General features: G+C 36.2%; 21 protein-coding genes. All 21 read left to right on the forward strand.

The genetic code is table 11. The features are described from left to right. Positions 1-186 precede the first annotated feature (186 nt). The 21 genes from FGQ53_RS05195 to FGQ53_RS05295 all read left to right on the forward strand — a co-directional run bounded on the left by FGQ53_RS05195 (position 187) and on the right by FGQ53_RS05295 (position 22,552). Positions 187-1,632 (forward strand): LCP family protein, encoded by a 1,446-nt coding sequence (locus tag FGQ53_RS05195; RefSeq protein WP_138336354.1) that lies wholly within the window; start codon positions 187-189, stop codon positions 1,630-1,632. A gap of 1 nt (position 1,633) precedes the next feature. Further along, on the forward strand, positions 1,634-2,365 hold the full coding sequence (gene cps4B, locus FGQ53_RS05200; RefSeq protein ID WP_138336357.1) for a capsular polysaccharide biosynthesis protein Cps4B: 732 nt from the start codon (positions 1,634-1,636) through the stop codon (positions 2,363-2,365). Between the two features lie 8 nt (positions 2,366-2,373). Continuing rightward, the gene (gene cpsC / locus FGQ53_RS05205; RefSeq protein WP_138336360.1) at positions 2,374-3,066 is read left to right on the forward strand and encodes a capsular polysaccharide biosynthesis protein CpsC; all 693 of its coding nucleotides are present in this window, start codon (positions 2,374-2,376) and stop codon (positions 3,064-3,066) included. Positions 3,067-3,075: 9 nt separating this feature from the next. Further along, the gene (locus tag FGQ53_RS05210; protein WP_138336363.1) at positions 3,076-3,768 is read left to right on the forward strand and encodes a tyrosine-protein kinase; all 693 of its coding nucleotides are present in this window, start codon (positions 3,076-3,078) and stop codon (positions 3,766-3,768) included. A 21-nt stretch (positions 3,769-3,789) separates the two neighbouring features. Beyond that, positions 3,790-5,157: a sugar transferase gene (locus FGQ53_RS05215; protein ID WP_138336366.1), complete on the forward strand. Its 1,368-nt coding sequence runs from the start codon at positions 3,790-3,792 to the stop codon at positions 5,155-5,157. A gap of 28 nt (positions 5,158-5,185) precedes the next feature. Continuing rightward, complete coding sequence (gene cps2T / locus FGQ53_RS05220) at positions 5,186-6,364, forward strand: beta 1-4 rhamnosyltransferase Cps2T (RefSeq protein ID WP_138336370.1); 1,179 nt, start codon at positions 5,186-5,188, stop codon at positions 6,362-6,364. Further along, positions 6,364-7,260 (forward strand): LicD family protein, encoded by an 897-nt coding sequence (locus FGQ53_RS05225; RefSeq protein ID WP_138336373.1) that lies wholly within the window; start codon positions 6,364-6,366, stop codon positions 7,258-7,260. Before cps2T ends, FGQ53_RS05225 begins: the two co-directional genes overlap by 1 nt. Then, entirely contained in the window at positions 7,261-7,980 is a 720-nt protein-coding gene (locus FGQ53_RS05230) for an IspD/TarI family cytidylyltransferase (RefSeq protein WP_138336376.1), read from the forward strand. 2 nt (positions 7,981-7,982) lie between these two features. After that, on the forward strand, positions 7,983-9,038 hold the full coding sequence (locus tag FGQ53_RS05235; RefSeq protein WP_138336378.1) for an NAD-dependent epimerase/dehydratase family protein: 1,056 nt from the start codon (positions 7,983-7,985) through the stop codon (positions 9,036-9,038). After that, on the forward strand, positions 9,028-10,011 hold the full coding sequence (locus FGQ53_RS05240; RefSeq protein ID WP_138336381.1) for a glycosyltransferase family 2 protein: 984 nt from the start codon (positions 9,028-9,030) through the stop codon (positions 10,009-10,011). The genes FGQ53_RS05235 and FGQ53_RS05240 overlap by 11 nt, the downstream gene beginning before the upstream one ends. Positions 10,012-10,106: 95 nt before the next feature. Beyond that, positions 10,107-11,252, forward strand: a complete 1,146-nt coding sequence (locus tag FGQ53_RS05245; RefSeq protein WP_138336384.1) for a glycoside hydrolase family 99-like domain-containing protein — start codon at positions 10,107-10,109, stop codon at positions 11,250-11,252. Positions 11,253-11,260: 8 nt separating this feature from the next. After that, a complete protein-coding gene (locus FGQ53_RS05250; protein WP_138000276.1) occupies positions 11,261-11,875 on the forward strand; it encodes a CatB-related O-acetyltransferase in 615 nt (204 codons plus the stop codon). A 66-nt stretch (positions 11,876-11,941) separates the two neighbouring features. Beyond that, the gene (locus FGQ53_RS05255) at positions 11,942-13,084 is read left to right on the forward strand and encodes an O-antigen ligase family protein (RefSeq protein ID WP_171019084.1); all 1,143 of its coding nucleotides are present in this window, start codon (positions 11,942-11,944) and stop codon (positions 13,082-13,084) included. Further along, positions 13,077-15,023: a capsular polysaccharide synthesis protein gene (locus FGQ53_RS05260; RefSeq protein WP_138336390.1), complete on the forward strand. Its 1,947-nt coding sequence runs from the start codon at positions 13,077-13,079 to the stop codon at positions 15,021-15,023. The genes FGQ53_RS05255 and FGQ53_RS05260 overlap by 8 nt, the downstream gene beginning before the upstream one ends. Before the next feature lie 2 nt (positions 15,024-15,025). Next, positions 15,026-16,543, forward strand: coding sequence for a lipopolysaccharide biosynthesis protein (locus tag FGQ53_RS05265; protein ID WP_138336393.1), 1,518 nt, complete (start codon positions 15,026-15,028; stop codon positions 16,541-16,543). A gap of 55 nt (positions 16,544-16,598) precedes the next feature. Next, positions 16,599-17,468 (forward strand): glucose-1-phosphate thymidylyltransferase RfbA, encoded by an 870-nt coding sequence (gene rfbA / locus FGQ53_RS05270; protein WP_138336396.1) that lies wholly within the window; start codon positions 16,599-16,601, stop codon positions 17,466-17,468. Then, positions 17,469-18,062: a dTDP-4-dehydrorhamnose 3,5-epimerase family protein gene (locus FGQ53_RS05275; protein WP_138336399.1), complete on the forward strand. Its 594-nt coding sequence runs from the start codon at positions 17,469-17,471 to the stop codon at positions 18,060-18,062. Between the two features lie 18 nt (positions 18,063-18,080). Continuing rightward, complete coding sequence (gene rfbB / locus FGQ53_RS05280) at positions 18,081-19,130, forward strand: dTDP-glucose 4,6-dehydratase (RefSeq protein WP_138336402.1); 1,050 nt, start codon at positions 18,081-18,083, stop codon at positions 19,128-19,130. A 65-nt stretch (positions 19,131-19,195) separates the two neighbouring features. Next, positions 19,196-20,047, forward strand: coding sequence for a dTDP-4-dehydrorhamnose reductase (gene rfbD, locus FGQ53_RS05285; RefSeq protein ID WP_138336405.1), 852 nt, complete (start codon positions 19,196-19,198; stop codon positions 20,045-20,047). Positions 20,048-20,110: 63 nt separating this feature from the next. Beyond that, positions 20,111-21,214: a UDP-galactopyranose mutase gene (gene glf, locus FGQ53_RS05290; protein ID WP_138336408.1), complete on the forward strand. Its 1,104-nt coding sequence runs from the start codon at positions 20,111-20,113 to the stop codon at positions 21,212-21,214. Positions 21,215-21,529: 315 nt separating this feature from the next. Continuing rightward, on the forward strand, positions 21,530-22,552 hold the full coding sequence (locus FGQ53_RS05295) for an IS30 family transposase (RefSeq protein ID WP_138336411.1): 1,023 nt from the start codon (positions 21,530-21,532) through the stop codon (positions 22,550-22,552). The last annotated feature ends 87 nt before the right edge of the window (positions 22,553-22,639 follow it).

The raw sequence follows: 22,639 nt of genomic DNA on the forward strand, positions 1-22,639 counted from the left end.
CGAGTACTAGCTATAAGCCAGTTGAACCATCTAATTTTTAGGAGGGCTGGGTGGCTAACTTCATTATAGAACTTTCAATAGCTAAGAAAAAATGGATGAAAATGATGATAATAGCAGAAATGGATGGAATTTCTTTTTTGATTGTGATACAATAATTGTGATTATTAACGTGTATAGGGGATTGTCATGAGTAGATATTCAAAGAGAACTCGTTCAGGGAATGTGAAGCGAAGTATTAATGTAGCCTTATTAGCCATTTATTTATTATTGAGTGGCTCTTTGTTGTTCTTGATTTTTAGACATAATATCCTAGCCTTTAGGCATCTCAATATCTTAGCTACTGTTCTAGTTTTACTATCTGCTATCGTAGCTCTACTTTTAATAGTATATAAGAAAGCTGAAAAGTTCACGATTTTCTTTTTGGTACTTGCGGTGCTGACTAGTTCGGTTTCGCTATTTGCTCTGCACCAATTTGTGGGCTTGACTAATCACATCAATGCGACATCAAACTACTCAGAGTATTCGATGAGTGTTGTGGTTTTAAAAGATAGTGAAATCAACAACGTTACCCAGTTGGAGAGTGTAACAGGTCCGACTGAAACGGATAATGACAATATCCAAAAATTGATAGCGGATATTAAGACGACTCAGAGCAAAGACTTGGCGGTTGAACAAAGTGCATCTTACCTAGCAGCCTATAAGAGCTTGATTTCAGGTGATGCGAAAGCGATTGTCTTGAACAGTGTCTTTGAAAACATCATTGAAGCGGAGTATCCAGATTATGCTTCGAAGATTAAGAAAATCTATACGAAAAAACTAACCAAGGATGTTGCAGCACCAAAGGTATCTAAAAATCAATCCTTTAATATTTATATCAGTGGTATTGATACTTACGGACCTATCAGTTCAGTTTCACGTTCAGACGTCAACATCTTGATGACGGTAAATCGAGATACTAAGAAAATCCTTCTGACTACAACACCTCGAGATTCTTATGTTCCGATCGCGGACGGAGGAAATAATCAAAAGGATAAATTGACTCACGCGGGGATTTATGGAGTGGACTCATCAATTCATACCTTGGAAAATCTATATGGAGTTGATATTAACTACTATGTTCGTTTGAATTTCACCTCTTTCTTGAAATTGATTGACCTTCTAGGTGGTGTGGATGTTTATAATGACCAAGATTTCACTTCTTTGCATGGACAGTACCATTTTCCTGTCGGGAATGTTCATCTAGACTCTGAACAAGCCCTCGGTTTTGTCCGCGAACGCTACTCTCTAGCGGATGGAGATCGCGACCGTGGCCGGAACCAGCAAAAAGTCATTGTTGCCATCATTCAGAAGCTAACATCAACAGAGGCTTTAAAGAATTATGACAACATTATTCAAGGATTGCAAGATTCTCTTCAAACCAATATGCCTTTGGGAACCATGATGGATTTGGTTAATACACAGTTGGATAGTGGTGGTCAGTATAAGGTCAATTCCCAAGACTTAAAAGGAACTGGTAGAACGGATCTTCCATCCTACGCTATGCCAGATAGCAAGCTCTATATGATGGAAATTGATGAAAGTAGCTTGGCCGCATCCAAGGCAGCTATCAAAGATGTGATGGAGGGTAAGTAGCATGATAGACATCCATTCACACATCGTTTTTGATGTGGATGATGGTCCAAAGTCGATAGAGGAGAGTAAAAACCTTTTAAGAGAAGCCTATAGTCAAGGGGTTAGGACCATTGTTTCCACGTCTCATCGTCGGAAAGGAATGTTTGAGACACCAGAAGAGAAAATAGCAACTAACTTTTTGAAAGTTCGCGAAATGGTCAAGGAGGTGGCAGATGATCTTGTCATCGCCTATGGTGCAGAAATATACTATACGCCAGATGTTGTCGAAAAATTGGAAAAGAAATTGATTCCAACCCTCAATGATAGTCACTATGCTTTGATTGAGTTTAGTATGAATACCCCCTATCGAGATATACATAAAGGACTGAGTGATATTCTCATGTTGGGAATCACACCAGTTATTGCCCATATTGAGCGTTATGATGCTCTAGAAAATAATGAAAAGCGCGTTCGGGAACTGATTGATATGGGGTGCTATACCCAGGTCAATAGTTCTCATGTCTTGAAACCAAAACTCTTTGGAGAAACCTACAAATTCATGAAAAAGAGAGCTCAGTATTTCTTGGAACGTGATCTAGTTCATGTCATTGCTAGTGATATGCATAACTTGGATCGTAGACCACCTCATATGGAAGAAGCCTATGACATCATAGCTAAAAAGTATAGCGAAGATAAGGCGAGGGAACTCTTCAAAGATAACCCACGAAAAATAATAATGGATCAATTGATTTAGGAGAAACAATGAAAGAACAAAATATGATGGAAATTGATGTATTTCAATTGCTTAAAATTCTATGGAAACGGAAAGTTCTAATTGCATTGGTAGCAATCGTAACAGGGGTAGTAGCCTTTGCCTATAGTAGCTTTATCGTAAAGCCTGAATATACCAGTACGACACGTATCTATGTAGTTAATCGTAATCAGGGAGATAAACCTGGATTGACAAACCAAGATTTGCAAGCAGGATCTTACTTGGTTAAAGACTATCGTGAAATTATTCTTTCGCAAGACGTTTTGGAGAAGGTCGCAACGGATTTGAAACTGGATCTTCCTGCAAAAGGTTTGGCTAGTAAAATCAAGGTGACCGTACCGGCTGATACACGTATCGTATCTATCTCTGTTACAGATCGTGCGCCTGAAGAAGCAAGTCGTATCGCCAACTCATTGAGAGAGGTTGCAGCTCAAAAGATTATAAGTGTTACACGGGTTTCGGATGTGACGACACTCGAAGAGGCTCGCCCAGCAACTTCACCATCTTCACCAAACATTCGTCGTAATACCGTGATTGGATTTCTCGCTGGAGCGGTTGTGATGATTGTCGCGGTTCTCCTTATTGAACTCCTAGATACACGAGTTAAACGACCAGAAGACGTTGAAGATGTTATGCAAATTGCATTATTGGGAGTTGTTCCAAATTTGGATAAATTGAAATAGGAGAGAAAAATGCCAACGTTAGAGATTGCACATAAAAAACTGGATCAGGCAAGAAAAGCAGAAGAATACTACAATGCCCTTCGCACCAATATTCAACTGAGTGGAAATAACTTAAAAGTGATTTCCATTACATCAGTAAAATCAGGGGAAGGGAAGTCAACTACTTCTACCAATATTGCTTGGGCCTTTGCGCGTGCTGGATATAAGACGCTTTTAATTGATGCCGATATCCGTAATTCTGTCATGTCAGGTGTTTTTAAATCACGTGAAAAGATTACGGGATTAACAGAATTCTTATCAGGGACAACAGATTTATCACAAGGATTATGTGATTCGAATATTGAAAATTTGTTTGTCATTCAAGCTGGTTCCGTTTCCCCAAATCCAACAGCTTTGTTGCAAAGTGAGAATTTTAAGACTATGCTTGACACTTTGCGCAAGTACTTCGATTACATTATTGTGGATACTGCCCCTATCGGAGTCGTGATTGATGCAGCTATCATCACTCAGAAATGTGATGCTTCAATCTTGGTGACTGCAGCTGGTGAAACAAACCAACGTGATATCCAAAAAGCCAAAGAACAATTGGAACAAACAAGTAAACCATTCTTAGGGATTGTATTAAATAAATTGAATACCTCGGTTGAAAAATATGGATCATATGGATCATATGGGTCTTATGGCTCCTATGGGAAAAAATAAGAGATGGCTTAGGAAGATATTATGGAAGAAAAGGGATTGAAGATTACTTTGGCGGTAATCCAGAGTTTTCTTGTCATTATATTAGCTTATTTACTTAGTTTTGTAAGAGAAACAGAGATTGTGAACACCTCTGTTATCATCTTGTTCATTCTGCATTTTGTTGTTTTTAACATCAGTGATTATGAGCGTGATTTTTTTAAAAGGGGTTATTTGGCTGAGTTTATCAGCACTACAAAATATATCGTTTTCTTTGCTTTAGCCATCAGTATTTCAAACTTCTTTTTAGAAGATCGTTTTAGTATCTCTAGACGAGGCATGATTTATTTTTTGACAATACATTCTATTTTGTTGTATTTGTTGAATCTGTGCATTAAACGCTATAGGAGACGTATCTTTCCAAATTTCAAGGGGAGTAAAAAGATATTCTTGATAACAGCTACTTCCAGAGTTGAGAAAGTTGTGGATAGACTGATAGAGTCGGGAGATATTTTTTGGGAATTGGTGGCGGTTAGTGTTTTGGATCAGCCTAATTTTCAGCATGCGTCCGTAACCGTTGTACCTGCAGAGAACATCTTAGACTTTGCTACCCATGAAGTTGTTGATGAAGTTTTTATCAATTTACCAAGTGAAGAGTATGACATTGGGGAGTTCATCTCTCTTTTTGAAACAATGGGAATTGACGTGACAGTCAACCTGAATGCTTTCAATAACTATCTAGGTAGCGATAAAAAGATTCGCGGAATGGCAGGCTTGAATGTCATTACGTTTTCTACAAAATTTTATAAGACAAGCCATGTTATTGCTAAACGCTTCATTGATATCATAGGTTCAATTATCGGACTACTTATTTGTGGATTGGTGAGTATTGTTTTGGTTCCGGTGATTCGAAAAGATGGCGGACCCGCTATTTTTTCTCAAACTCGTATCGGAAAAAATGGTCGACATTTCACTTTTTATAAATTTAGATCTATGTGCGTGGATGCTGAGAAAAAGAAACAAGAGCTCCTTGCACAAAATACCATGCAAGGTGGTATGTTTAAAGTTGATGATGATCCTCGTATAACAAAGATAGGGAGATTTATCCGTAAGACCAGTCTAGATGAACTTCCTCAGTTTTGGAATGTTTTAATGGGAGATATGAGTTTGGTTGGGACACGTCCCCCAACAGTTGATGAGTATGAAAAATATACTCCTGAACAAAAACGTCGTCTTAGTTTTAAGCCTGGAATTACTGGTCTATGGCAGGTGAGTGGTCGTAGTAAAATCACGGATTTTGATGATGTTGTCAAGCTGGACGTGGCTTATATTGATGATTGGACCATCTGGAAAGATATTGAAATATTGTTAAAGACCGTCAAAGTGGTATTTATGAGAGAAGGGGCGAAGTGATTTGTGCCCTCAGCCTGTTAGGAGAGAAATGAAACAGTCAGTTTATATTATTGGTTCAAAGGGGATTCCTGCTAAGTATGGAGGATTTGAAACCTTTGTTGAAAAATTAACCGAATATCAAAAAGACAGCAACATACAATACTATGTTGCTTGTATGCGTGAAAATTCAGCTAAATCTGGCATCACGGATGACCAGTTTGAGCATAATGGGGCCATTTGTTTCAACATTGATGTACCTAATATTGGACCGGCTCGTGCCATCGCTTACGATATTGCAGCGGTCAACAAGGCTATTGAATTGGCTAAGGAAAACAAGGACGAGGCTCCCATTTTTTACATTCTAGCTTGTCGCATTGGCCCTTTTATTTCTGGGCTTAAGAACAAAATTCGTGCAATCGGAGGTCGTTTGTTGGTAAATCCAGATGGTCATGAATGGCTGCGAGCAAAATGGAGTCTGCCAGTTCGTAAGTACTGGAAAATCTCTGAGCAACTCATGGTCAAACATGCAGATTTACTGGTCTGTGACAGTAAAAATATTGAACAATATATCCAGGAGGATTATAAGCAATATCAACCAAAGACCACCTATATTGCCTATGGGACAGATACTGCTCCGTCAATCCTGAAAGCAGAAGATGCCAAAGTTCGAAATTGGTATCAGGAAAAAGGAGTTAGCGAAAATGGCTATTATCTAGTAGTGGGACGATTTGTTCCTGAAAATAACTACGAAGCCATGATTCGTGAATTTATCAAATCTAAGTCTAGGAAAGACTTTGTCCTCATCACAAATGTGGAGCAAAATAAATTTTACAATCAGTTGTTACAGGATACTGGTTTTGATAAAGATCCTAGGGTCAAATTTGTTGGGACTGTCTATGACCAAGAGTTGCTCAAGTACATTCGTGAAAATGCCTTTGCCTATTTCCATGGGCATGAGGTTGGAGGAACCAACCCTTCTCTACTGGAAGCCCTAGCATCCACAAAACTAAATTTGTTGCTAGATGTTGGCTTTAACCGTGAGGTTGGTGAAGACGGGGCCATTTATTGGAAAAAAGATGAGTTGGCACGCGTCATTGAGGAAGTAGAAGGATTCAATCAGGAAGCGATAGCCAATTTGGATTTCAAGTCAAGCCAAAGAATCCTCTCAGCTTTCACATGGGAAAAGATTGTGTCAGATTATGAGGAAGTGTTTAAGGAGGAAAATTAGTGTCAGTCGAATTGAAATATGACAAATCAGATATTATTTTTCTTGATGAGGAAGGCTTGAAAAAATATCAGGCTGAGCTACTTAAAATGATCTCAGATATTTTTAAATTTTTTGATGAGCATGGAATCCATTACTCCTTGAGTGGTGGGAGTATTTTAGGTGCAATTCGACATAAGGGGTTTATTCCATGGGATGATGATGTAGATATCAATATTCCTCGCGAAAGTTATGATAAGCTTGTTTCTCTTTGTAACGCCTGTAAAGATTTTAGTGATCATTATTATCTTCAATCTCCAAATAGTCATCCTGAACTTGGGCTACATGTTTCCCAAATTCGTAAGAGGGGAACGGTAGCTCGCAGAAAATATGACCATTCAGCTGATGAATGTGGCATTTCGATAGATCTTTACATTGTGGAAAATGTTTATGATAATGTAGTGAAACGATTCTTTCAAGGATATACAAGTATGTTTTTGACTTTTGCTTTGGCTTCTGTACGAGAAACAAAGAATCATGCTCTGATGAAAGAAATGTTTAGACTAGAAGGTAGGAAGCTAAATTACTCCGCTGGAAAGTTGATGGTTGGTTGGTTTTTTGGCATTATTCCAATTGAGAAATGGCTAAACTGGCTTGATAAATGTAATTCAAGCTGTAAGGACTCAAATACAAAATATGTATCCATACCTACAGGAAGAAAACACTTTAGACGCGAGACTTACTTGCGAGAGAATATGAATGTTTATAAAAAGGTACCCTTTGAAGATTTGATGGTGAATGTTCCTGTTTGGTCAGAAGAATATTTAGAAATGTTCTACGGTAAAGATTATATGGTCGTTCCTTCTGTTGATAGGAGAGAGCAACATTTATTTTTAGAGTTGAGTTATGGAGAAGAATAAGTGAAAGTAGCAATTTTAACAGCTTCAGGCATTGGAAGCCGTATTGGTCAAGATATCCCTAAGCAATTTATCCATGTTGAAAATAAACCAGTCATTATCTATACACTAGAAAAATTTCAAAATCATCCAGAAATTGATGAAATATGTATTGTCATCTTAAAAGGATGGGAACAGATGGTTAAGGCTTATGCAGAACAATTTGGAATTACAAAGTTGACGATGATAACTTTGGGAGGTCAGTCTGGTCAAGAATCAATCTATAATGGACTTAGAGCGGTTAAAGAAGCTCATCCAGATGAGGATGTGACCGTATTAATTCATGACGGGAATCGTCCTTTAGTAAGCAATGATATTATTAGCAACGCTTTAGCAACATACCAACAATTTGGAAATGCTGTTGCAGCGATACCAACGACTGAGGTAGTATTTGTTTTAGAAAACCCACAATCAACTTCGTCCACAGAAGCATTGAATCGTGACTTGTTGAGACGAACACAAACTCCTCATGTTTACCACCTTGATAATATTCTATCGCTTCATGAAAAAGCATTAGAAAATGGGATAACTGATGTTGCAGCATCATGCCAACTCATGCAACTATTCGGTGAAAAGAGTTATTTCTCTCTGGGATCAGAGAAAAATTTGAAAATTACGACTGTAGAAGATCTCGATATTTTTAAAGCCTTATTGAGTTCAACTCGAGATAAGTGGATTAAATAGTAATGACATTATTATTAAATAAAATATATAGACAAGATGTAGAATCTTCTCTAGAAACAATTGTCAATATTAATGACTTGAAAGGCAAGTCAATTTTAATTACTGGAGCTTCTGGTTTGATTGGTTCAAGTGTCATTGATCAGTTATTATTGCTAAATGAAATAAGGAATTTTAACATTAAAATTTTTTGTTGTGGAAGAAAGGTTGAATCATTAGAAAAACGATTTGGTAGACAAACAGAGTATTTACACTTTGTGTTCTATGATGCGACTGAAGTACCTCACTTTGATTTTGCAGTGGATTACATTATTCATGCTGCTAGTCCTGCTAGTCCTGAATTATATGTGAATCAGCCTGTAGAAACAATGGCTAGTAATTTTCTGGGCATGTATAATCTACTGGAATACGCCAAAAATTCTAAAGTTTCAAATCTAGTTTATATCTCATCTAGTGAAGTTTATGGAATTAGCACTAGTAATAATCCTTTGGACGAAAATTATATTGGAACTGTTGATCATCTTAGCGTACGGTCTTCTTATGCCAGTTCAAAAAGAGCTACTGAAACACTTTGTGCTAGTTTTGCTTCCGAGTATGGAATCAAAATAATGATAGTAAGGCCAGGACATATCTATGGTCCTAGTGCCAAGGACTTTGATAATCGTGTATCATCATTTTTTATGACAGAAGCGATTGCTGGGCGTGATATCGTTATGAAAAGTACAGGTAGTCAGTTAAGGTCCTATTGTTATAGTTTGGATTGTGCCAGTGCAATTCTAAGTGTTCTTCTTTCGGGTGGATCAGGACAAGCTTATAATGTTTCCAATCCAAATTCAATTATTACTATAAAACAGATGGCTGAAATTATTTCTCGAGTTGGCAATGTGAAACTCACCATGACTATTCCTAGTAATCAAGAAATTAAACAGACTAATCCTATGCAGAATGCCAGCCTTAGGAGTGATAAGCTAGAAGGCTTAGGTTGGCAAGGATGTTTTACGGCTGAGGAAGGTTTACAACATACATACAATATTTTAAAGGAGTTATCCAGTGAAAAGTGATAGCATTTTAATAATGATGGCAACCTATAACGGAGAGGAATTTCTACGTGAACAGTTGGATAGTATCCTTTGTCAAACCGTCTCAACTTGGAAACTACTAATTCGTGATGATAATTCCAGTGACCAAACAAGGGCAATTATTAAAGAATACGAGGAAAAAGATAGTCGGATTAAATTGATTAAAAACACATCGCAACATCATGGTGCTTATTATAATTTTTTTGGTTTATTAAACGACGTTAGACAAAACGAAAATCCATTTGATTTCTATATGTTTGCTGATCAGGATGATATCTGGGATGTGAACAAATTAGAATGTTTAATTAGTTATTACTATGAAAAAGTTAAAATAGAAGAACCAGTATTGATTTACGCTGATATGCGAATTATAGATGCTAACGGTAAAATGATAGCTAATAGTATGGATCAATTGATGGGGATTCGGTATACCAATCCCATCTCAGCTTTTATGTCACATAAGGTTTATGGGTGTAATACGTTATTTAATCGTGAATTATTTGAAATCTTACCTCTCCTTCCATATGATGCTCCAGAATTAGCCTTTCTATCACATGATAACTTTACAATAAAGACTGCTGCTTTGAAAGGTCAAGTTTATTTTTATAATGAACCTACCATGGGATATCGGCGTTATGGACATAATGTTACAAGTAAACATGAGTATAACTTTGCATTTAAGAGAATCTTGAAACGTATCTCTAAAATTGATGAATTGGCTAAAGATCATGCCTTGACCTACAAGCAGACCTTAGTTGCTACAAATTTGTTACGTCAACAAACAAGTATTGACACTGAACTCCTATTTTTAGATAAGGTAGAAAAAATAATCAATAAAGGTGGATTAAATACTGTAAAAATGGTTTGGAAAGAAAAAATTGATTGGGGCAATCGTGTTAAGACTATAAGTAGGTCTTTGGTTTTATCGTCAAAATTATATAAGAAATATTTATAAAAGATATTTAAATATAAAAAAACTGTCTCTCATATATCACAACTAAGAACAACTTTCAAATTGAAGTGACTTAATAAAAATTTAAAGGAATAATAATGTCAAAAAAAGAAATCAAACCAATTTGTTTTTATTTACCCCAATTTCATCCCATTCCAGAGAATGATGAGGCTCATGGAGAAGGCTTTACTGAATGGACTAATGTAAAGAAAGCCTACCCACTTTATGATGGGCATAATCAACCACGAGTTCCATACGATAATAATTATTATAGTCTATTAGATAAAGAAGTTATGATTCAACAGGCAGAATTGGCTAAAAAGTATGGAATTTATGGATTTTGTTATTATCATTACTGGTTTAAAAATGGTAAAAAACTATTAGAAAAACCAGTAGAAATGATGCTAGAAAACAAGGATATTGATATACCGTTTTGTTTGAGTTGGGCAAATGAAAACTGGACTAGGCGTTGGGATGGAGGGAATCATGAAATCATTGTTGAACAAGACTATGACGACTTAAATGATTTGAAGAAACATGTGGACTATCTGTGCCAATTTTTTAAAGATGACCGATATATTAAGATTGACGGCAAACCGCTCTTGTTGATTTATAAGCCAGAATTAATTCCAAATTTAACAAAGACAATGGAAATTATAAGAAATCGTGCTCGAAAGAATGGCTTTGAGGATTTAGAGATTATTGTACAGTTCCCAAAGTTCTTGTTAAATAATCATCAGCTTGAGTTATTTGATGGGTTTGCAGAATTCCAACCAATTTTTGAGATTCATATGGAAAAGCACGAGAGAAAAAATCCAGTTTACCAATCTGTGAAATATTTTCTACTTAAAGTTGGGGCTCGAAATTTAGTACAAAAACTTGAGATTAGAGGTGAAAAAAAGGCGCATAAGAAAGCTCTCTTAGATAGGAGAGATTATGATGCAACATGGACTAATATTATTAATCGCCCGATTAAGAATAATAAGATGATTGCTGGTGCTTTTGTTGATTGGGATAATACCGCTAGAAATAAGAATGGGCGAGTTTTCGATGGAGCTAATCCAGAAAAATTTGAATGTTACATGCGACAACTAATTGAAAAAATTCAAAAAGAGTATCAATCAGAAATTGTTTTTATAAACGCATGGAATGAATGGGCGGAAGGAGCATACCTTGAGCCTGATAAAAAATATGGATATGGCTATCTAGAGGCCTTGAAGACAGTTATAGACGAGACAAGGTAGGAAAAGCTATGAATATTCGTTATAAACTTCAATTTCGACGATGTAAAAAAGAGTGGCGAAAAAAGAACCTTCATAATGAAACAACGCCTCGAACTATGTTCCCAATAGAATTGGTTTCAGTAGGGGAAAAAACCTATGGTGGTTTGTATGTTTTGTCCTTCAATAAAGAGTCAAAATTAAAAATTGGAAATTTCTGCTCCATTGCACCAGAGGTTGCTTTTATTCTTAGTGCTGATCATTATATCAATCATTTCTCTACGTATCCGTTCAAATCTAAAGTATTTGATCAAGGTGATGAAGGGGTTTCGAAAGGGGATATTATCATTGAGGATGATGTATGGATTGGTTTTCGTTCTACAATTCTCTCGGGAGTTACAATTGGCCAGGGAGCTATTGTTGGAGCAGGATCTGTGGTAACTAAATCAGTTCCTCCTTACGCTATTGTAGGTGGAGTTCCAGCAAAAGTGATTTCTTATCGATTTGAAACAGAGATTCGTGAAGAAATGAAAAAAATTGACTTTTCGGAGTTCAAATTAGAGAAATTTAAAAAGGTTACGGAAGAGTTGTATCAGCCAATTTCGTCAATAAGACAAATTAATAACATAAATGAAAAATTGAAATAGAGTCGGAGGAGTTGCATGTTTCGTTTTCAGAATGGGACAGTATCAATAAACATAAGAGGATTTCTGATGTTCATTGCAATGCTCATTTACTGTCAACCAGAATATTTGAAATCAATTCCAGCTATGGGACGTATTTATAGAGATTTCATGCTTGTAGGAATTATGTTTGTGACGTTTTCGTACATTTCAAAAAAACGGTTTCCAAAATTTTTTGTATGGCTAGTTCTTCTATATAACTCTTGGCTTACTTTTTTAACTATTCAAAATAACGGAGATATAAAAAGGGCGATATTTCAACTCTTGCTGTTTACAGGCTTTGTATCTATGATAGACATATTCTCTGAAAATATGCAGGATTTAATAGAATCATTGTTATTCACTTTTGAGATGGTTGTGTATCTAAACTTTGTCACTGTACTATTTTTCCCAGATGGTTTTTTCCATCGTGTAAATGATGCATACGGAATAACAAAAGAATGGTTTTTGGGAGCTAATAATAATTTTCTATTCACCTTGTTTCCTGCAACACTTATAGCTTTATTGTATAAGAATTTAGGTGGAGTAAAAATCAGAGCATATTCATTGATTTCAATCATTTTAGCTACTCAATTGATTAAAGGATCGGGAACGGCAAAGGTTGGGATTGTTGCGTTGATACTATTTGATTTAGTACCGCTTGTCAAATACATACTTACCCCTTACAGAGGTTTGGTTATATCGTCTACGTTGAGTTTTATAATTGTAGTTACTGGTAAAGTGGAATTTTTAAGAGGGATTGTTGAAGGTATTCTAGGAAAAGATTTGACGTTCACTTCCCGAACTTTTATTTGGGATAATGCTATGTCAGCAATTCGAGAGAAGCCATTTGGTTACGGAATGATGACGTTCACTGATAACGTCCATATATTAGGGAATTTTCCTGGTTGGATTTGGAAAGGAGCCACCCATGCTCATAATAACTTTCTTCAAGTTTTATTTCAGGGAGGGTATTTAGGATTTGGTGTTTATTTCTTAATAATTCTAAAGGGAGCAATGCTGTGTCGCAAATATTGGGATGATAGAAATGCGAGACTACTCTTTTATGGACTTTTTATTTTTACAATAATATCTATAACAGAAAACTTAGAGATGCAGATGATGTATTTGGTGATTATACTACCGTTTTTATTGCCTAATATATTGGTTAAAGAAGGGGGAAAAAATGGATAAGGGTATTTTGGTATCAATAATTGTTCCTATCTATAACCAAGAAGAATATTTAAATATTTCTTTACCTACTTTGAAGCAGCAGACGTATAAGAATTTAGAATTTATCTTAGTAGATGACGGCTCAACAGATAGTAGCAAACAGATAATTAACGAGTATCTTAATACAGACAGTAGATTTAAATATGTGTATAAAGAAAATGGAGGCTTAGTATCTGCTACAATTGCAGGGGTGAAAGAGGCTTCGGGAGACTATCTTGCTTTTTTAGATCCAGATGATAAGTTAGGATTGGACTATATAGAAAACTTCATCAAAGAATTGGATTGTGACTATGATTTCATAGCAGCAGGTTTTTTCTATGACGATGGTAAGTTAATTAAACCATATTACTTGAAAGAGAGTTCAGTCTTGACTCAATCAGATATAAAGAAGTTAAGAACGGACTTTTTGTCGGATACAGGCGAGTTAGCTATTTCAAATCGTGTTTTTATCTCAAGATGGAATAAATTATATAAGACAAATCTTGTAAAAGAAATTGTCAAAGAGTTTCGTAAATTTGGAATGATTAGCTTGGGTGAAGATACTATTTTTACATTTTTACTTCTACAAAAGGCTCAATTAGGGAAAACCATTGCCCTATCTAATTCTTATTTTTATAATGTAGGTAATCCTAATTCAATGATGAAGGAAGGAGCTATTATAAACTATGTTGAAAAATGTAGGATAGCATATCAGAGTTTTACTAAGCTACTTATAGAAAGAAATTTAACTAATGAAATGAGTTGTCAACTTTACTATTTCTTAGTGCTTTCTTTCTTCAATCGCTTAAAGAAAGAAGATATGGAGTCTTTCAAAAAACTATATGATATTTTGAAAAGGGATTCACTATTTTTAGAAATTCTATTTTCACTTCAAAAGAAAGCAAATAAAAAACAAAAACTTCAGTTATTGATGATTCGTCTATGCAAAAGTGGGAAACAGTATTTAAACATTAAAAGAGTAGTTTCAAAACTTCATGCAAAACTTAAGTTGTTCCGTCAGAATTTTAAGTTAGTGGGGAAACAGATTTTTAGGAAGAATCTAGTTCAATTAGCTTATTTTTTAAAGTTCCAACAACAACGGAAAATTGGTTTTGATGATATGAAGGTATTTTTACCGATAATTGAAGAAAGATTAAAAGAAGATTTATTGGAATTTCAAAAATTAGAAGTATTACCTTCAACAATTGAAAAGAATATTTTTGTTTTTTGGTGGGATGGCTTTGATGAGATACCTGAAATAGTAAGTATTTGCTTAGCATCTTTAAAAAAGAATTATCCAGAGTGTAAGTTACATCTAATTCATAAAGATAATTATCAAGATTACACTAACATTCATCCAAATATATTGAATGATTTCAATAAAGGAAAAATTTCTGTTCAAACTTTTTCAGATGTACTCCGATTTAATCTACTAAAAAATAATGGAGGAATGTGGGTTGACTCCACTATATATTTTACTAAGAAAATAGATTTATTCCAAGAATTGGAAAAATGTTCATTTTCAACATTGAATTTTTCAACTAGTAAAGATTTCATGTCCTATAAGGGAGAAGTTTGTACATGGTCTGGATTTATGATTGCTTCTCATAAACAGGGACGCCTAGTTAGTATCATCAATGAACTTTTTGAACGCTACTATTTAAAGTATAATACATTTTCTACATACTTCTTTATAGATATTGTTTTCATGCTCTGTAAAGTTTACAAACTAGATGACAATGTGTTAGATCAAATCATTTTGAAGGATGGAAACATGTTCCAATTAGCTTCAGTTTTAGATCAGCCGTTCAATAAATCTCTATTGCCATACATAGAAAAACTCCCGCAAAAACTATTTTGGAATTACGAGGATAATAATTTGGATAATTTTTACAAATACTTTAAAGAAATAGTGAGTTAACCATGAGTAATAGACTTGTTAATACTAGCAGAAATATTGTTTGGGGAACATTAAATAAGCTTATTGCGATTGCTTTACCATTTTTAGTTCGAACAACTTTGATTTATCAATTAGGTATACAATATGTCGGTATTAGTGGACTTTTTGCATCTATTTTACAAGTTCTTAGTTTAGCTGATTTAGGTTTCGCTAATGCAATTGTATATAGTATGTATAAACCTCTTGCCCATGGGGATAATGACACTGTCGGTGCACTTCTAGGATTTTATAAAAAAATATATCGAGTCGTCGGGGCGGTAATATTAATTGTGGGCCTTTTAATTGTGCCCTTTATAAATTACTTAGTAAAGGGTTCTTATCCTGCAGATATCAATATACAACTGATTTACTTAATTTATCTGGCAAATACAGTTGTTAGTTACTTTCTTTTTGCTTATAAACGCTCTCTATTGTTAGCTAGTCAACGAAAAGATATATCTGACAACATTGATTCAGTTGTTCGCATAATTTTAAGTGGATTACAAATTTTATTATTGTTTCTTTTTCCTGATTTCTATGTTTTTGCTTTAGTAATTCCCTGTATGACAATCCTTAATAATGTATTTAACGAAATCGTAACTAAGAAAAATTACAATTATATCGTTGAAAATAGTAACTTAGATAAAAAAGTTAAACAAGAAATTATTGAAAAAACAAAGGGATTATTTGTCTACAAAGTATGTGCGATTACAAGAAATTCCCTCGATAACATATTTATTTCTACTTTTTTAGGGATTGCGACAGTGGGAATTTATAGTAATTATTATTACATTATGATATCAGTAAAAGGTTTTTTGGATGTGGTTTCTACAGGAATGAGTGCTAGTGTTGGACATAGTGTTGCTACTGAAAGTGTTGAAAAAAATCATCGTGACTTAGAAAATCTTACATTTGGTTTCTCTTGGTTAGCTACCTGGTTTATGACATGTTTATTATGTCTGTTCCAACCATTTATGCTTTTGTGGGTAGGACAAGCTAATATTTTACCATTTTCAGTCGTTGTTGCTCTCTGTTTTTACTTTTATGTTCTTGCTGCAGGTGATATGCGGAGCCAATACATTGACGCCTCAGGTTTATGGGATAAAGAAAAACTACGGTCAATTGCAGAAACAGTAGGTAATGTTGTTTTGAATTATATTTTGATTCAATTTTTAGGTGTTTTAGGAATAGTGCTAGCTACTGCACTAACAATTTTGTTTATTGGAATTCCATGGAGTACAAAAATTGTGTTTGATAATTATTTTAAAAATGGTTATAAAAAGTATTTGTGGAATCAAGCAGTATATGCTATAGTAACTATAATTGTTGCTAGTATTACTTATCTAATCTGTACACTAGTTGGTGGCAATAACATCGTGGTTTTAATTATAAGAGGAATAATTTGTTTATTTGTCCCCAATATTTTATATTACTTATTCTTTTTAAAAAATGAACAGACGCGTCTGTTTTTCAAAATAATCAAGTCGAAATTATTAAAATAATTCTATGAAAAATATGTGAATTGCCTTATGATTAAATAATAGAAGGAGTTTCATTATGAAAGGTATTATTCTTGCGGGTGGTTCGGGAACACGCCTGTACCCACTTACTCGAGCTGCGTCAAAACAGCTGATGCCAGTTTATGATAAACCCATGATTTACTATCCTTTGTCAACATTGATGTTGGCTGGGATTAAGGACATTTTGATCATCTCAACACCACAGGATTTATCCCGTTTTAAGGACCTGCTCTTGGATGGTTCCGAATTTGGGATTAAACTTTCTTATGCGGAACAGCCAAGTCCAGATGGACTTGCTCAGGCTTTTCTTATTGGTGAAGAATTTATCGGTGACGATAGTGTTGCTTTGATCTTGGGAGATAATATCTATCATGGACCTGGCTTGAGCAGAATGCTTCAAAAGGCAGCCAAGAAAGAGAAAGGTGCGACTGTTTTTGGTTATCAAGTGAAGGACCCAGAGCGTTTTGGTGTGGTCGAGTTTGATGAAGACATGAATGCCATTTCCATAGAAGAAAAACCGGAGCAACCTCGCTCCAACTATGCTGTGACGGGTCTTTATTTCTATGATAATGATGTTGTAGAGATTGCCAAACATATCCAACCAAGCGCTCGTGGCGAGTTGGAAATCACAGATGTTAACAATGCTTATTTGAAACGTGGGGATTTGTCTGTTGAGGTTATGGGGCGTGGTTTCGCCTGGTTAGATACAGGGACGCATGAGAGTCTGTTAGAGGCCTCCCAATATATCGAAACGGTTCAAAGGATGCAAAATGTTCAGGTTGCCAATCTAGAAGAAATTGCCTACCGAATGGGTTATATCAGCCGCGAAGATGTGCTGAAGTTGGCGCAACCTCTCAAGAAGAATGAATACGGGCAATACTTGCTCCGTTTGATTGGAGAAATCTAGATGACAGATAATTTTTTCGGCAAAACACTTGCAGTGCACAAGATTGATGCCATTCCAGGTTTGTTAGAGTTTGACATTCCGGTTCATGGTGACAATCGTGGCTGGTTTAAGGAAAATTTTCAGAAAGAAAAGATGCTACCGCTTGGTTTTCCTGAAAGCTTCTTTGCTGAAGGAAAACTGCAAAACAACGTCAGCTTTTCTCGCAAAAATGTTCTCCGAGGCCTCCATGCTGAACCTTGGGACAAGTACATCTCAGTAGCAGATGGTGGCAAGGTTCTGGGTTCTTGGGTGGACCTACGTGAAGGTGAAACTTTTGGAAATGTTTATCAGACCGAGATTGATGCAAGTAAGGGAATCTTTGTCCCTCGCGGCGTAGCCAATGGTTTCCAAGTCCTCTCGGATACAGTTTCTTATAGCTATCTGGTAAATGACTACTGGGCACTTGAACTCAAGCCTAAATATGCTTTTGTCAACTATGCAGACCCAGCCTTGGGAATTGAGTGGGACAATCTTGCAGAAGCAGAGGTCTCAGAAGCAGATAAACACCATCCATTACTTAAGGATGTAAAACCACTAAGAAAAGAAGATTTGTAAGAAAGTTAAGGAATAAAAATGACTGAATACAAAAATATCATCGTGACAGGTGGGGCTGGTTTTATCGGTTCTAACTTTGTTCATTATGTTTACAAGAACTTTCCAGACGTCCATGTGACAGTGCTGGACAAGCTGACTTATGCGGGTAATCGTGCCAATATTGAAGAAATTTTAGGTGATCGTGTTGAGTTGGTTGTTGGAGATATTGCTGATGCAACCTTGGTAGACAAGTTAGCGGCTGAAGCGGATGCTATCGTTCATTACGCTGCAGAAAGCCATAATGACAACTCGCTCAATGACCCGAGCCCCTTTATCTACACTAACTTCATCGGGACCTACACTCTATTGGAAGCAGCTCGTAAATATGACCTTCGTTTCCACCATGTGTCGACTGACGAAGTCTATGGGGACCTGCCTTTGCGTGAAGATTTGCCTGGTCATGGAGAAGGTCCAGGTGAGAAATTTACGGCTGAAACCAAGTACAATCCAAGCTCGCCTTACTCATCAACCAAGGCAGCTTCAGACTTGATTGTCAAAGCTTGGGTGCGTTCTTTTGGAGTCAAAGCAACGATTTCCAACTGTTCAAATAACTATGGTCCTTATCAGCATATTGAGAAGTTCATTCCGCGCCAAATCACCAATATCTTGAGCGGTATCAAGCCAAAACTCTATGGTGAAGGTAAGAATGTCCGTGACTGGATCCATACCAATGACCATTCTTCAGGTGTTTGGACAATTTTGACAAAAGGGCAAATTGGTGAAACCTACTTGATTGGGGCTGATGGTGAGAAGAACAACAAGGAAGTTTTGAAACTTATCCTTAAGGAAATGGGACAACCTGTTGACGCTTATGATCATGTAACTGACCGTGCAGGACATGACCTCCGCTATGCGATTGACGCAAGCAAGCTCCGTGATGAGTTGGGGTGGAAACCTGAATTTACCAACTTTGAAGCTGGGCTCAAGGAAACAATCAAGTGGTATACAGATAATCAAGAATGGTGGAAATCAGAGAAAGAAGCTGTTGAAGCCAATTATGCTAAAACTCAGGAGATTATTACATTATAAAAAGCAGGAAATAACTGCTTTTTATTGCTATATTGGAAAGAGTTACATATTAGAAAGGTCTAGAGATGATTTTAATTACAGGGGCAAATGGCCAATTAGGAACTGAACTTCGTTATTTATTGGATGAACGTAATGAAGAATACGTAGCAGTAGATGTAGCTGAGATGGACATTACCGATGCAGAAATGGTTGAGAAAGTTTTTGAAGAAGTGAAACCAACTTTAGTCTACCACTGTGCAGCCTACACTGCTGTTGATGCAGCAGAGGATGAAGGGAAAGAATTGGACTTTGCCATCAATGTTACGGGGACAGAGAATGTCGCAAAAGCATCTGAAAAGCATGGTGCAATTCTAGTTTATATTTCTACCGACTATGTCTTTGACGGTAAGAAACCAGTTGGACAAGAGTGGGAAGTTGATGACCGACCAGATCCACAGACAGAATATGGACGCACTAAGCGTATGGGAGAAGAGTTAGTTGAGAAGTATGTGTCTAATTTCTATATTATTCGTACTGCCTGGGTATTTGGAAATTACGGCAAAAACTTCGTTTTTACCATGCAAAATCTTGCGAAAACTCATAAGACTTTAACAGTTGTAAATGACCAGCACGGTCGTCCGACTTGGACTCGTACCTTGTCTGAGTTCATGACCTACCTAGCTGAAAATCGCAAGGAATTTGGATACTATCATTTGTCAAATGATGCGACAGAAGATACAACTTGGTATGATTTTGCAGTTGAAATTTTGAAGGATACAGATGTGGAAATCAAGCCAGTAGATTCAAGTCAATTTCCAGCAAAAGCTAAACGTCCGCTAAACTCAACAATGAGCCTGGCTAAAGCCAAGGCTACTGGATTTGTTATTCCAACTTGGCAAGATGCCTTGAAAGAATTTTACAAACAAGAAGTAAGATAAGCAATAGAATGATTTTTCTAGTCTAATAAAAGAGGCAGATAATGAACTCCAAAGGAGCTTAAGATGTACGATTATCTTGTTGTTGGTGCTGGTCTCTTTGGTGCAGTCTTTGCCCATGAAGCAGCCTTAAAAGGAGAAAAAGTAAAAGTCATTGAAAAACGAAATCATATCGCGGGTAATATCTATACTCGTGAAGAGGAAGGAATTCAAGTTCATCAATATGGTGCCCATATTTTCCATACTTCTGATAAGGAGATTTGGGATTATGTAAACCAGTTTTCAGAGTTTAACCGTTATACAAATTCTCCTGTTGCAAACTATAAGGGTGAGATTTATAACCTTCCTTTTAATATGAATACTTTCAATAAACTCTGGGGAGTTGTAACACCAGCAGAAGCACAAGCGAAGATTGATGAGCAATGTGCGGTTTTAAATGGTAAAACTCCAGAAAATTTGGAAGAACAGGCGATCTCTCTTGTAGGTACAGACATCTACGAAAAATTAATCAAAGATTATACAAAGAAACAGTGGGGTAAACCAACTACAGAACTTCCAGCCTTTATCATTCGCCGTTTGCCAGTACGTCTGACCTACGATAACAACTATTTTAATGATACCTATCAAGGGATTCCAATAGGTGGCTACACTCAAATAGTTGAAAAAATGTTGGATCATGAAAACATTGATGTAGAAACAAATGTTGATTTCTTCGCGAATAAAGAGCAATACCTGAAAGATTTTCCTAATATTGTCTTTACTGGTATGATTGATGAATTCTTTGACTATAAGTTGGGTGAACTAGAGTATCGTAGTCTTCGTTTTGAAAGCGAGACCTTGAATATGGAGAATTACCAAGGAAATGCAGTTGTGAACTATACAGATGCTGATACCCCATATACTCGCATTATTGAACACAAACATTTTGAGTTTGGAAATCAAGCTAAGACTATCATTACTAAAGAATATTCTAAAACATGGGAAAAAGGTGATGAGCCTTATTATCCAGTAAATAATGATCGTAATAATCATTTATATAAATCATATAAAAAATTGGCTGATGAGCAAGGGAAGGTTATCTTTGGTGGCCGCTTAGGACACTATCGTTATTACGATATGCACCAAGTAATTGGAGCAGCCTTGCAGTGTGTGAGAAATGAGTTAGATTAAACAAATCAAACTGCTTACAGTAGCTATTTAGAAATATGATTGATCATTCCTTGACTACCTAATGTAGTTGAGGTTTTTTTGATGCTATTCATATTTTTGCAAACGCAATGTTTAAAAAATAATCCCGCGTTGTAAAATGAAGTGCAACAAAAAAGACATGTTCGTCTGATATACTATAGTAGATTGAAATAAGATGTGAACAAATTGATTAGGAAAGTAAAATTAATGTATAGAAATATTTTAGCAACCATGGCGTACTATTCTAGATTCAATCTGCTATAGAATTCTCCAACTCAGTATAGAAAGTAGATGAACATGTCCACTAATCATTCTACCAAAAAATCGTTATACTCACACCTTTCAGCCTCTGAACGCGGAGAAATCAGCGCCTATCTCAAGATGGACAAAAACCCCTCTGAGATTGCTCGTCTGCTTGGGCGTCATCGCTCAACCATCAGTCGTGAAATCAAACGAGGAAGTGTTTCTCAGGTTCAAGATAAGAACGGGAAACGAATCTACTCAACGCTTTACTTTCCAGATAGTGGTCAACGTGTTTATGAAACCAATCGTCGAAAAAGTGCCTATCATAAACTATCGTACTGCTCCCAGACCTTCTTCAAGGAACTTGAGAAAGTCCTGAAAACGAAACCTCGTTGTCACAGTGTTGATAGCTTTGTTCAAACTTACCGAGAAAAACATCCACTGGAAGTTATCCCTTCCACCAAGACAGTGTATCGTTACATCAAAGACGGACTGTTGAGGGTTAAACCGATTGATTTACCTAAGATGGTGTGCATCCGAAAACGGTCTAAAGTAACGCCTAAGGCCACGAAGAAAATCTTAGGAAAATCCATTGAAGAACGTCCAGAAACTATTACCAATCGTTCTGAATTTGGACATTGGGAAATTGATCTCATGCTTGGCAAGAAGACCAAAGGGGAAGCTGTTGCCATGACCCTAGTAGAGCGTCAAACACGATTTGCCATCGCTGTAAAACTGGCTAATAAACAAGCAGAAACCATCAATAGGGCTGTTAAGAGCTTACTATCACAGTACCCTATTCGCTCTATCACATCGGACAACGGCTCAGAGTTCAGTAGCTTGTCAGACTTAAAAGGTGTGGAAGTCTATTTTGCCCATCCTTATGCTTCTCATGAAAGAGGAACAAATGAAAATTTCAATGGTCTCTTGAGAGAGTTTCTCCCAAAAGGTGTCTCTCTTAACTCACTAACGACAGAAGAACTCAATCACTACGTTTCTGCTATCAATGACAGACCTAGACGAATTTACAAGTATAAAACCGCAAATATTTTGTTTGGGCTAGCCCAAACAGCTTAACCTCTGGAACTCTAGTTATCAATGAACTTGTTGCACTTGACTTGACAAGTGGGGAAGAAATATTTTTCAGAAAATGCTAAAATCATT

Source organism: Streptococcus mitis (assembly GCF_005844455.1).
Classification (GTDB): domain Bacteria; phylum Bacillota; class Bacilli; order Lactobacillales; family Streptococcaceae; genus Streptococcus; species Streptococcus mitis_BF.

Bases quoted from the DNA above. Each gene is read 5' to 3' on its own strand.
- rfbA (WP_138336396.1), top strand. From the start codon at position 16,599: ATGAAAGGTATTATTCTTGCGGGTGGTTCGGGAACACGCCTGTACCCA.
- FGQ53_RS05250 (WP_138000276.1), top strand. From the start codon at position 11,261: ATGAATATTCGTTATAAACTTCAATTTCGACGATGTAAAAAAGAGTGG.
- FGQ53_RS05260 (WP_138336390.1), top strand. From the start codon at position 13,077: ATGGATAAGGGTATTTTGGTATCAATAATTGTTCCTATCTATAACCAA.
- FGQ53_RS05255 (WP_171019084.1), top strand. From the start codon at position 11,942: ATGTTCATTGCAATGCTCATTTACTGTCAACCAGAATATTTGAAATCA.
- FGQ53_RS05215 (WP_138336366.1), top strand. From the start codon at position 3,790: ATGGAAGAAAAGGGATTGAAGATTACTTTGGCGGTAATCCAGAGTTTT.
- glf (WP_138336408.1), top strand. From the start codon at position 20,111: ATGTACGATTATCTTGTTGTTGGTGCTGGTCTCTTTGGTGCAGTCTTT.
- cps4B (WP_138336357.1), top strand. From the start codon at position 1,634: ATGATAGACATCCATTCACACATCGTTTTTGATGTGGATGATGGTCCA.
- rfbD (WP_138336405.1), top strand. From the start codon at position 19,196: ATGATTTTAATTACAGGGGCAAATGGCCAATTAGGAACTGAACTTCGT.
- FGQ53_RS05275 (WP_138336399.1), top strand. From the start codon at position 17,469: ATGACAGATAATTTTTTCGGCAAAACACTTGCAGTGCACAAGATTGAT.
- FGQ53_RS05195 (WP_138336354.1), top strand. From the start codon at position 187: ATGAGTAGATATTCAAAGAGAACTCGTTCAGGGAATGTGAAGCGAAGT.
- rfbB (WP_138336402.1), top strand. From the start codon at position 18,081: ATGACTGAATACAAAAATATCATCGTGACAGGTGGGGCTGGTTTTATC.
- FGQ53_RS05235 (WP_138336378.1), top strand. From the start codon at position 7,983: ATGACATTATTATTAAATAAAATATATAGACAAGATGTAGAATCTTCT.
- FGQ53_RS05265 (WP_138336393.1), top strand. From the start codon at position 15,026: ATGAGTAATAGACTTGTTAATACTAGCAGAAATATTGTTTGGGGAACA.
- cps2T (WP_138336370.1), top strand. From the start codon at position 5,186: ATGAAACAGTCAGTTTATATTATTGGTTCAAAGGGGATTCCTGCTAAG.
- cpsC (WP_138336360.1), top strand. From the start codon at position 2,374: ATGAAAGAACAAAATATGATGGAAATTGATGTATTTCAATTGCTTAAA.
- FGQ53_RS05295 (WP_138336411.1), top strand. From the start codon at position 21,530: ATGTCCACTAATCATTCTACCAAAAAATCGTTATACTCACACCTTTCA.
- FGQ53_RS05245 (WP_138336384.1), top strand. From the start codon at position 10,107: ATGTCAAAAAAAGAAATCAAACCAATTTGTTTTTATTTACCCCAATTT.
- FGQ53_RS05210 (WP_138336363.1), top strand. From the start codon at position 3,076: ATGCCAACGTTAGAGATTGCACATAAAAAACTGGATCAGGCAAGAAAA.